The organism is Sphingomonas naasensis (assembly GCF_004792695.1).
Lineage (GTDB): Bacteria > Pseudomonadota > Alphaproteobacteria > Sphingomonadales > Sphingomonadaceae > Sphingomonas > Sphingomonas naasensis.
Genome location: NZ_SRXU01000001.1, coordinates 248,416 through 259,835, shown reverse-complemented (window position 1 = coordinate 259,835; position 11,420 = coordinate 248,416). Strand labels below are relative to the sequence as shown.

Genomic DNA, 11,420 nt, shown 5'->3' with positions numbered 1-11,420 from the left:
GAAGAATTTCACGCCATGTTCTCCGGCTCGATTCCCGCTCTGGTCACGCCGTTCCGTAACGGCAGCTTCGCAGAGCGAGATTACCGCGAGCTTGTTGAATGGCAGATTGCCGAAGGCTCGTCGGCGCTGGTTCCATGCGGCACCACCGGCGAAGCCGCGACGCTCACCAAGGACGAGCATTTCGAAGTCGTCCGCATCTGCGCCGATCAGGCGAAGGGCAGGGTGAAGGTTCTCGCCGGCGCCGGCTCGAACGACACCGAGGTGGCGATCGCCAACGTCCATGCGGCAACCTTTTCGGGCGCCGACGCGGTGCTGATGGTGCCGCCCTATTATAATCGCCCGAGCCAGGAAGGCATCTTCCGGCATTTCGAGGCCGTGGTCCACGCGACCGATCTGCCGATCGTGCTCTACAACGTCCCCGGCCGCACCGTGACCGACATCCAGCCCGCGACGATGGCGCGGATCGTCGAGGCGTTTCCGGGGCGCTTCCTCGGCGTCAAGGACGCCACCGGCCAGCTGGCCCGTGTCACCGAGCAGCGCGCGGCGTGCGGCACCGATTTCGTCCAGCTCTCGGGCAATGACGAGACGGCGCTCGCGTTCAACGCGATGGGCGGGGTGGGCTGCATCTCGGTGACCGCCAATGTCGCCCCGCGCCTCTGCGCAGAGTTCCAGGCGGCATGGGCGCTCGGCGACAATGCGCGGGCGCTGGCGCTGCACGATCGCCTGTTCCCGCTCCATCTCGCGATGTTCAGCGATGCCTCGCCGGGGCCGGTGAAGTACGCGCTCGGCAAGGTGCGTCCCGGTTTCCCGGTCGAGCTGCGCCTGCCGATGACCGAGCCCTCGGATGCCAGCCGCGCCGCGATCGACGCCGCGCTGGCGCACGCCGGGTTGATCTAGCGTCCCACACGCATTCCCCCTCTCTGAAAGGGAGGGGAGAAGAAGTCCCTCCCCCTTGCAAACTATGCATCTTGCACTGCGGTAAACCGCAAGCTTTCGTCACAATCCCATCACAATCCGCGCCTAGCCGCCCGCTCAGGGAAACACCCTTTTGCGAACGCCGGCCCGTCCTTGCGCATCCTGTGCAGGGCGTTGGCTGCGTGCGTCCGCGAACCAGAACAAGATTGGGGAACCGATGAAATTCGTATCTGTCCGCCACGCCCTCCGCTCGGGCGCAGCGATCGCCGCCTTGCTCTACGCCGGCACCGCCTTCGCGCAGGAAGCTGATGTCGCCGCCGACGCGCAGGCAGACACCGGCGACATCGTCGTCACCGCGCAGCGCCGCGAGGAGCGCCTCGTCGACGTGCCGGTGTCGGTGGCGGTGGTGCAGGGCGCGCAGCTCCGCGACTTCCAGGCAGCAGGCGACGACACGCTCGCGCTCGCCGGCCGCGTCCCGGGCCTCTATGCCGAGACGACCACCGGCCGCATCTTCCCGCGCTTCTACATCCGTGGCCTCGGCAACATCGATTTCTATCTCGGCGCCTCGCAGCCGGTGTCGATCATCCAGGACGATGTCGTGCTCGAGCATGTCGTGCTCAAGTCGAACCCGGTCTATGACCTCGATCGTGTCGAGGTGCTGCGCGGCCCGCAGGGCTCGCTGTTCGGCCGCAACACCACCGCGGGCATCGTCAAGTTCGACACGATCCGGCCGAGCGACAGCTTCGAGGGTCGCGCCGCACTGTCGGTCGGCGAGCTCGGCAGCGCCAATATCGACGCCGGCTTCGGCGGGCCGATCGTCTCGGACCTGCTCTCGTTCCGCGTCTCGGGGCTCTATCAGCATCGCGACGACTGGGTCGACAACACCTATACCGGGCCGAGCTATGACGGCACGCGCGGCAGCTTCAACGCCATGGGCGGCTTTGATGATCGCAACCTGCGCCTCCAGCTCCGCTTCACCCCGAGCGATCGCCTGACCTTCGACCTTTCCGGCCATGGCCGCTGGTACAAGGGCAGCTCGACATTGTTCCACCGCGGCGCGCTGATGAAGGGCTCGAACAGCGTCGAGAACGAGCGCCGTGACCGCGTCGCCTATGACGAGGCAATGGACAATCCGCAGGCCTATGACACCTATGGCGCATCGCTGCGCGCGAGCTACGATCTCGGCGGCGCGGTGCTCACCTCGATCTCGGCCTGGGAGACGACCAAGGGCTATAGCCGCGGCGACACCGATGGCGGCGCGGCCACGCTGTTTCCGGGCGCGCTCTTCTACGGCCAGTCGCAGGGCAATGTCCGCGATCTCGACCAGTTCAGCCAGGAGCTGCGCCTCGCCAGCCCGGGCACCGGCAAGTTCAACTGGCAGTTCGGCGGCTATTATTTCGACTCGCGTGACATCACCGATTTCTACCAGCGCCGCTATTTCCTCTCGGCGCCGTTCGATCCGGCGAACGCGAACAGCCGCAACCCCAACAACTGGGTGCGGCTGCGCAACGTCAACACCAGCTGGGCCGGCTTCGGTCAGATCAGCTACGAGGTCGTGCCGAACCTGACGCTCACCGGCGGCGCCCGGATCACCAACGACAGCAAGTCGACTCGCCTGCTCAAGACCGCCGACAGCGGCACCGGCGCGGTGACTTACACGGGCCGTCGCTTCGTCGAGCTCGAGGATACCAAGGAGAGCTGGGACGTCAGCGCGCTCTACAAGCTCAGCGACGATGTCAGCCTCTACGCCCGCGTCGCCAGCGGCTTCCGCGGCCCGACGATCCAGGGGCGCTCCGCGGTGTTCAACTCAGACTTCACCACGGCTGATTCGGAGACGATCCTGTCGTGGGAAGCCGGGGTGAAGGGGGCGCTGCTCGACAATCGCGTCCGCTTCAACCTGAGCGGCTTCTACTACACGGTCGACGACATCCAGCTCAACGCCAACGACGTCAACGGCAACGGCGTGCTGCTCAATGCCGACAAGGCCAAGGCGTACGGCGTCGAGGCCGAGCTCGACCTGCACCCGGTCGAGAATCTCGCGCTGTCGCTCGGCGGCAACTGGCTGCACACCGAGATCGACGATCAGAACGCGCTGGCGCAGGTCTGCGTGCTCGGCGGCGTGATCGTCTGCACCGTCAACGATCCGACCGTGACCATCGCCGGCCGCGGCGTCTTCGCGAAGATCGACGGCAACCGACTGCCTAACGCGCCCGAGTACAACCTCAACGTCGCCGCGCGCTACGACATCCCCACCGCGAACGACGGCAAGTTCTTCGTCTCGACCGATTGGAACCTGCAGGGCTTCACCAGCTTCGTGCTCTACGACACCAAGGAGTTCACCTCGGACGGCAACTTCGAAGGCGGTCTCAAGATCGGCTATGAAGGCAATGGCGGCGAATGGGAGATTGCGGCGTTCGCGCGCAACATCACCAACGAGAAGAACCTCAAGGGGGTGATCGAGAACTATATGGCCGCGGTGTTCAACGATCCGCGCGTCATCGGCATCTCGTTCAGCGCCCGCACGCGCTGAGGCTGGCAATGTCCTCCGCCGCGAGGGGAGGGTGAGCCGATACGAAGGGCCCGGCGCACGCCGGGCCCTTTTCTTTTGCCACAGCGGCCGACGCGCTTCCCTTCCGCCCGTCGTCCCCCTACATGCGCTCCTCCCATGGCTCGCCCGCACGCCCATTCCGAGAAGGTCAAGACCGTCGCCGAGAACCGGCGCGCGCGGTTCGATTATTTCATCGAACATACCTATGAGGCGGGGATCGCGCTGACCGGCACCGAAGTGAAGTCGCTGCGCTTCGGCGAGGGCTCGATCGCCGAGGCCTATGCCGAGGTGACCGATACCGGCGTCTGGCTGGTCAATTCGAACATCCCCGAATTCAGCCACGGCAACCGCTATAATCACGAGCCCAAGCGGCCGCGTAAATTGCTCCTTCACGAGCGCGAAATAAACAAGCTCCACGGTGCGGTGGCACGTGAGGGCATGACGCTCGTCCCGCTCTCGATCTATTTCAATGCACGGGGGCGCGCGAAGGTCGAGCTCGCGCTCGCAAAGGGCAAGAAGACGCATGACAAGCGCGAGTCCATCAAGGAGCGGGATTGGAAGCGCGAGCAAGGCCGGATCCTCCGCGACCGTGGCTGAGCGCGGGCTCGGCGCGCGGTTCCGGGGGTGGGTGCAGCGCAACCTGCCGACCCGCGAGAGCTTCGAATCGAACCGCTGGCTGAAGCCGCTCGCCAGCCGCATCCTTCATTCGTCGCTGTGGCGGATGACGCGCCGCTCGGTGCCGCGCGGAGTCGCGCTCGGCATGTTCACCGGCATCCTGATCCCGATGGGCCAGATCCCCGCGTCCGCGGTGCTCGCGCTGCCGTTGCGCGCCAACGTGCCCGCGGCGGCACTGACCACCTTCTTCACCAACCCTTTCACCACGCCGCTGCTGCTGATCCTCTATTACAAGGTCGGCGGCTGGACCCTGCATCTCGGCGGCACGACGGCGGCAACCGCGGCGAAGACCGCGGCGGTCGATCCCGGCTGGCTGCACTGGCTCGCCGCCGATTATGGCCTGCCCACCGCGATCGGCATGGTGATCTGCGCGGTGCTCGGCGGGATATTGGGCTATGTCGTTACGGCGCTCAGCTGGCGGCTGTGGATCGCGCGCAAGTGGCGCAAGCGGTCAAGCGAGCGCGCCGCGCGGCAGATTGACGCGGCGTAACGGCCTAGTAAGACAGCGCCTTTCTCTTTTCGAAGGGTCGCTCATGCGTCTTCCGCTTCTCGCTACCACTTTCCTCGCCGCACCCGCGCTTCTCGCCGGCTGCACCCGCGGCGAAACCCCGCCGCCCGAGGCGGTCGCCGCCCAGACCGCCACGGTCTCGCAGGCCGCCGTCGGCCCGGTCGCGCCCGCGACCGCGCCGCGCCCGCAGATCGGCAATTATGGCTTCGACGAGGCCGGCATGGACAAGAGCATCGCGCCCGGCGACGATTTCTACGGCTTCGCCAACGGCAGCTGGGCGCGCAGCACGCCGATCCCGGCGGACAAATCCAATTTCGGCATGTTCAGCGTGCTCGACGATCTCTCCAAGCAGCGCACGCAGGAGATTCTCGAGGCGGCGAAGACCGATCCCAATTCGAAGATCGGCACTGCCTACGCGACCTATCTCGATCAGGCCGGCATCGATGCCAAGGGGATCGCGCCGATCCGCCCCTGGCTCGATCAGATCAAAGGGTTGAAGAGCAAGGCAGCGCTTCCGGCGCTCTACGCCCGGGCCGACCGCAACGGCGTGCCGGTGCCCTTTGGCAGCTATGTCAATCAGGACGACAAGAACCCCGATGTCTACGCGTTCAACATCGTCCAGGCCGGGCTCGGCATGCCCGACCGCGACTATTATCTGTCGAAGGACGCCGAACTGGCCAAGACCCGCGCGGCCTATGAGGGGCACCTCGCCAGGGTTCTGACGCTGGCCGGCGAGCCCAACGCCGCGGCGCGCGCCAAGGCGATCCTCGCCTTCGAGACCAAGGTCGCGCAGGCGCACTGGACCCGCGTCGACAGCCGCGACGCCAACAAGACCTACAACAAGCTGACCGTCGCCGAGCTGGCGAAGAAGGCGCCCGGCTTCGATTTCCGCGGCTATCTCGCCGGGGTCGGGGCCAATGTCGATTATGTCATCGTCGCCCAGCCGAGCGCGGTGTCGGGCATCGCCCGGCTGATCAACACGACTCCGGTCGGAGTGCTCAAAGACCAGCTGATGGTCCGCAGCCTCGACAATTTCGCCGATGTCCTGCCGTCGAGCTTCGACAAGGAGCAGTTCGCTTTCTACGGCACCACGCTGTCGGGCACCCCCGAACAGCAGGTCCGCTGGAAGCGCGCGGTCGAGTTCACCACCGGCGCGGTGTCGGACGAAGTCAGCAAGGTCTATGTCGCGAAGTATTTCCCGCCGGCGACCAAGGCCGCGGCCGACGCGCTGGTCAAGAACGTCATCGCCGCGATGGACCGCCGCATCGACCAGCTCGACTGGATGGCAGCCGACACCAAGGTCAAGGCGCACGCCAAGCTCGCCGCCTTCACGCCCAAGATCGGCTATCCCGACCAGTGGCACGATTATTCGAACCTGCAGATCGTCGCGGGCGACGCCTATGGCAACAATGTCCGCGCCAACAATTGGGCGCATGAGGACCAGATCTCGAAGCTCGGCAGCCCGATCCGGCGCTGGGAATGGGGCATGACTCCCATGGAGATCAACGCCTATGCCAATTTCGGCATGGTCGAGATCGTCTTCCCGGCGGCGATCCTCCAGCCGCCCTTTTTCGATCCCAATGCCGATCCCGCGATCAACTATGGCGGCATCGGCGCGGTGATCGGCCACGAACTCAGTCACCATTTCGACGACCAGGGCGCCAAGTACAACGCCGAGGGCCGTCTGACCGATTGGTGGACGCCGGCCGACGTCACTGCGTTCAAGGCGCGCACCGATGCGCTGTCGGCGCAGTACGACCAGTATGAGCCGCTGCCGGGCATGCACGTGAAGGGCGCGCTGACGCTCGGCGAAAACGTCGCCGATCTCGCCGGCCTCACCGTCGCGTACGACGCCTACAAGCATGCGCTGGGCGGCGAGGGCGCGCCGGTGCTAGACGGCACCTCGGGCGACCAGCGCTTCTATCTCGGCTGGGCGCAGGTCTGGCGGCGCAACTATCGCGAGGCGAACCTCCGCCAGCGCCTGCTCACCGATCCGCACTCGCCGTCGGAGCAGCGCGCCTGGGTCGTGCGCAACCTCGATCCCTGGTACTCGGCCTTCGCGCCGGCGCAGGGCAACAAGCTGTTCCTGACCCCCGAGCAGCGCGTCCGGATCTGGTGATGTCTTCTTTCCCTCTCCCCTTGTGGGAGAGGGAGGGAGCCGACGAAGTCGGCGGAAGGGTGAGGGGGAGTGAGACTCAGTCCCCCTCATCCTTCCCACTCGCTGCGCGAGCGGGCCCCTTCCTTCTCCCACAAGGGGAGAAGGAGCTACCCCTTGACCCGCCACGCGCCAGCGAACATCGCTAGTCGCATGGCGACCTTGCCGACTCCCGCGCCTGCGCGCCGCCTGCTGCCCGTCCTTGCGGCGAGCATCGCGGGCCTGATCGCGGCGGCGCTGATCCTGATCCTGCTCAATGATCGCGCGGTCGCGCTCGGCTTCGTCGCCGCCGGCATCCTTGCCGCGGGGGTGCTGCTCGGCTCGCGAAAACTGTTCCACCGCGAGGCCGAGATCGAGACGCATACCGACTGGGCGGTGGCGCAAGCGCTCGCCGCCGCTTCGGACGATGCGCTCGCGGTCACCGATCGCGCCGGGCGGCTGGTCTGCGCCAATGCTCGCTACGAGGTCCTGTTCGCCGGTTGGCCGACCCCGCCGAACCTGCCGGTCAGCGATGCCGCGGTCGCCGAACTCGGCACCGCCGCGCGCGCCGCGTGGCGCGACGGTGCGGCGCGGGTCGAGAATGTCCAGGTCTTCGGCGCGCCGGTCTCGATCCGGGTCGCGCGCGTCGGCGACGAATCTTTGGTCTGGCGCTTCGTCGGCATCCAGGCGCTCGATCTCGCCGCGCAGGTCGAGGCGCTGATCGACGGGGCGACCGGCGGTCGGCTCGGCGGCGCCGGGATCATGACCGTGATGGTCACGCCCGAGGGGCGCGTCCGCGCCGCCAACCGCGTGTTCAAGGCGCGTGCGATGGGCTCCGCCGACGCGCCGGTCGAGGGTCGCGACTTCACCCGCTTCCTGATCACCGATTCGATGGGGCTCGTCCGCTTCGAGCGCGAGGGGCTCGAAGGCAATCCGCTCCGCGTCCTCCAGATCCCGTTCCTCGACGGCGAGGAGGCGCCGATCCTCGTCGCTTTGCTCGACGAGGACAATCACAGCCTGCCGGCGCCGGCAATCGGCGCCAGCGCCTCGGCGCATGTCCGCTCGCTGATCGCGATGCTGCCTTCGGGGCTCGCGCTGGTCGATCGCGACGGCCGCTTCGTCAGCATGAACGATGCGTTCGTCCGCGCCGCGCGGATCAACCCTGCGGCACCGCCGCTCTATCCGATCGATCTGGTGGTGCGCGAGGACAAGGCCGCGCTCGCCGATGCGGTCCGCCGCTTCGCCGGCGGCGCGGCGCAATCGGCCGAGATGACGGTGCGCTTCACCGACGCGCCCGAAGAGCCGGTCGCCCTCACCATCGCCGGCGCGCGCGGGCTCGGCGACGCCGCGGTGCTGATCAGCCTCAAGGATTCGGGCGAGGAGGGCAAGCTCAAGCGTCAGATCGCCCAGGCGACCAAGATGCAGGCGGTCGGCCAGCTCGCCGGCGGCGTCGCGCACGATTTCAACAACATCCTCACTGCGATCATCGGCCATTGCGACCTGATGCTGATGCGTCACTCGCCCGGCGACAGCGACTATGACGACATCCAGCAGATCCGCGCCAATTCGAACCGCGCCGCCTCGCTGACCCGCCAGCTGCTCGCCTTCTCGCGCCAGCAGACCTTGCGCCCGCAGGTGCTCCAGCTTCCGGACGTCATCTCCGAGGTGTCCAACCTGCTCAAGCGCCTGCTCGGCGAGACCGTCCGGCTCGAGGTCAAGCATGGCCGCAATCTCGGTCCGGTCCGCGCCGATCCCGGCCAGCTCGAGCAGGTTGTGGTCAATCTCGCGGTCAATGCGCGCGACGCGATGCTCTCGGCCAATCCCAATGGCGGCGGCACGCTCACCATCGCCACCGCTTGCGTCGCCGCCGCCGAGGTCCGCCAGATGGACGACGACGTGCTGCCCGTCGGCGACTATACCGCGCTGCGCATCACCGACACCGGCACCGGCATCCCGCCCGACATCCTCGGCAAGATCTGGGAGCCGTTCTTCACCACCAAGGAAGTGGGGAAGGGCACCGGGCTGGGCCTGTCGACGGTCTACGGCATCATCAAGCAATCGGGCGGGTTCATCTTCGCCGACAACGTCCCCGGCGGCGGTGCCGAGTTCACCATCTATCTGCCCGTCCATGCGGCGCCCGAGGCCGTGGTCGCCAAGGCGCCCGCCAAGCCGCGCCAGATCGATCTGTGGGGATCGGGCACGATCCTGCTCGTCGAGGACGAGGACATGGTCCGCGCGGTCGCTGAGCGCGCGCTGACGCGGCAGGGCTATACCGTGGTCACCGCCGAGAATGGCGAGGTGGCGCTCGAGAAGATCCAGGAGATCGAGAAGCCCGATCTGCTGATCAGCGACGTGGTGATGCCGTCGATGGACGGCCCGACCATGGCGCGGCGGGTGCGTGCCAAATATCCTGATCTGCCGATCCTGTTCATGTCGGGCTATGCCGAGGAGCAGCTGCGCAAGTCGATCGATCTCGACAATGTCGCCTTCCTGCCCAAACCCTTTTCGGTACAACAGCTTGCCGAGGCTGCCCGCGACGTTCTCGCGCCGAAATAATCTCTTGGCGCCCGCGGAAATTCCTGCGAAGTGCCGCACATGCCAAGCTTGCGCCGGGTCCTCATCGTAGAGGACGAACCCTTGATCGCGATGATGCTCGAGGATTTTCTCGACGCGCTCGACCGTGAAGTCGCCGGCACCGCCGACGATGTCGCCGGCGCGATCGCGCAGATCGACGCGGGCGGTGTCGACGCCGCGATCCTCGACGTGAATCTGCGCGGCGGCGAGCAGAGCTGGCCCGTCGCGGAAAAGCTCGCCGCGCTCGGCATCCCCTTCGTCCTCGCCACCGGCGGGGCAGGGGACTCGATCGCCGCGGCATGGCGCGATCGCCCGATCCTGTCCAAGCCGTTCACGATGGACGGCGTCGAGAAGGCGCTCAAAGGCCTCGACTGAGCGATCGGCGAGCCGTCGATCCGCGCACGGGTCGACCATGCCTTCGCCGGGACCCGCTCGCCCGGCACGTCGCGCACCGGGAAACTCTCGGTGCCCGATAGCGGCGGCGCCGTCCCCTGCGAGCAGAGAGGACACCCCCCGGCGCGAGGCCGCATCGCGGCGATGGCCTCCGCGTAAAGGCGGCCGTCAATCTGCGTCGCCGCGGGAATCGCCCGACAGGGATTTCCGCCACCCCGATACCAGGATTCGTTCGGATGCCCGAGGCGTCGGCCGGATGCGACTGCGGTGTCGCAATTCTGGAGATTCGGGATGGAGACGAGGCGTCGTGTCGCTTGCCTGCTGGGCGGGTTGAGCCTGTGGCTGCTCGGGGGCGCCGCTCCCGCGGGCGGCTATGCGCCTGCGCCGCAGCAAAATGCGGCCGCGCGCGCGGTGCTGATCATCAATGTTCGGCTGTTCACCGGCGGCCCGACGCTCTCGCCGCCATCGAACGTGCTGGTGCTCGGCAACGCGATCAGCCGGATCTCACGCGATCCGATCGCGCTGCCCACAGGAGCGGAGGGGATGACGATCGATGGGGGTGGCCGCACGTTGATGCCCGGGCTGATCGACGCGCATTGGCACACCATGCTCGTCGCGCTGACTCCGGCGCAATTGCTCGGCTCGGACGCGGGCTTCGCCAATCTGGTCGCGGGGGCGCAAGCGAGCGCCGCGCTGATGCGCGGCTTCACCACCATCCGTGATCTCGGCGGACCGGCCTTCTCGCTCAAGCGCGCGATCGACAGCGGACTCATCGCAGGGCCGCGCATCTATCCTTCGGGTGCGATGATCACGATCACCGGCGGCCATGGCGACTTTCGCCAGCTCACCGACCTGCCGCGCACGCCGGGCGCGTTCACGCGCATGGAGCTGCTCGGCGGCGCGATCGTCGCCGACAGCCCCGACGAGGTGCGGATGCGCGCGCGCGAGCAGCTGATGCAGGGCGCCTCGCAGGTCAAGCTGACCGCCGGCGGCGGCGTCTCCTCGCCGTTCAGCCCGCTCGACGTCTCGACCTTCACCGAGGCGGAGCTGCGCGGCGCGGTCGAGGCGGCAGAGAATTGGGGGACCTATGTCACCGTCCACGCCTATACCCCGGCGGCGATCCAGCGTGCGATCGCGGCCGGCGTGAAATGCATCGAGCACGCCCATCTGATGGACGAAGCCACCGCGCGGATGATGGCCGCGAGGGGCATCTGGCTCAGCACCCAGCCGTTCCTCGATGACGAGGACGCGACGCCGTTCCCGCCGGGCTCGTTCGAGCGCGGCAAGCAGCTCGAGGTGATCGCGGGCACCGACCGGGTCTATCAGCTCGCGAGGAAATACCGGCTCAAGCTCGCTTTCGGGACCGACATCCTGTTCGCGCCCAACCTCGCGCCACGCCAGACCGCGCAGCTCCCCAAGCTCAAGCGCTGGTTCAGCGCGTCCGAGATCCTCAGTCAGGCGACTGCCGCGAATGGCGAGCTGCTGCGCCTGTCGGGCCCGCGCAACCCCTATCCGGGCAAAATCGGAGTGATCGAGCAGGGCGCCTATGCCGATCTGCTGCTCGTCGAGGGCAATCCGATCGACAATATCGACTTGCTCGACGATCCCGAACGCAACTTCCGCGTGATCATGAAGGACGGGCGGATCTACAAGAACACACTGACCGGCTGAGC

At 67.2% G+C, this 11,420-nt stretch carries 8 protein-coding genes; all 8 read left to right on the top strand.

Annotation, left to right across the window (positions count from 1 at the left end; genetic code table 11):
* Window positions 1-15: 15 nt before the first annotated feature.
* The 8 genes from dapA to E5A74_RS01310 all read left to right on the top strand — a co-directional run bounded on the left by dapA (window position 16) and on the right by E5A74_RS01310 (window position 11,418).
* Window positions 16-897 (top strand): 4-hydroxy-tetrahydrodipicolinate synthase, encoded by an 882-nt coding sequence (gene dapA / locus E5A74_RS01345; protein WP_135982090.1) that lies wholly within the window; start codon window positions 16-18, stop codon window positions 895-897.
* Between the two features lie 235 nt (window positions 898-1,132).
* A complete protein-coding gene (locus E5A74_RS01340) occupies window positions 1,133-3,445 on the top strand; it encodes a TonB-dependent receptor (RefSeq protein ID WP_135982088.1) in 2,313 nt (770 codons plus the stop codon).
* 135 nt (window positions 3,446-3,580) lie between these two features.
* Window positions 3,581-4,060: an SsrA-binding protein SmpB gene (smpB, locus tag E5A74_RS01335; RefSeq protein WP_135982086.1), complete on the top strand. Its 480-nt coding sequence runs from the start codon at window positions 3,581-3,583 to the stop codon at window positions 4,058-4,060.
* Complete coding sequence (locus E5A74_RS01330) at window positions 4,053-4,628, top strand: DUF2062 domain-containing protein (protein ID WP_240699590.1); 576 nt, start codon at window positions 4,053-4,055, stop codon at window positions 4,626-4,628. Before smpB ends, E5A74_RS01330 begins: the two co-directional genes overlap by 8 nt.
* 43 nt (window positions 4,629-4,671) lie before the next feature.
* Window positions 4,672-6,765 carry a M13 family metallopeptidase gene (locus tag E5A74_RS01325; RefSeq protein WP_135982082.1) on the top strand — a complete coding sequence of 698 codons (2,094 nt, stop codon included), beginning with the start codon at window positions 4,672-4,674 and terminating at the stop codon, window positions 6,763-6,765.
* A 189-nt stretch (window positions 6,766-6,954) separates the two neighbouring features.
* A complete protein-coding gene (locus tag E5A74_RS01320) occupies window positions 6,955-9,336 on the top strand; it encodes a hybrid sensor histidine kinase/response regulator (protein ID WP_135982079.1) in 2,382 nt (793 codons plus the stop codon).
* A gap of 39 nt (window positions 9,337-9,375) precedes the next feature.
* Window positions 9,376-9,729 carry a response regulator gene (locus E5A74_RS01315; protein WP_135982077.1) on the top strand — a complete coding sequence of 118 codons (354 nt, stop codon included), beginning with the start codon at window positions 9,376-9,378 and terminating at the stop codon, window positions 9,727-9,729.
* A gap of 309 nt (window positions 9,730-10,038) precedes the next feature.
* Window positions 10,039-11,418, top strand: a complete 1,380-nt coding sequence (locus E5A74_RS01310) for a metal-dependent hydrolase family protein (RefSeq protein ID WP_135982075.1) — start codon at window positions 10,039-10,041, stop codon at window positions 11,416-11,418.
* Window positions 11,419-11,420 lie beyond the last annotated feature (2 nt).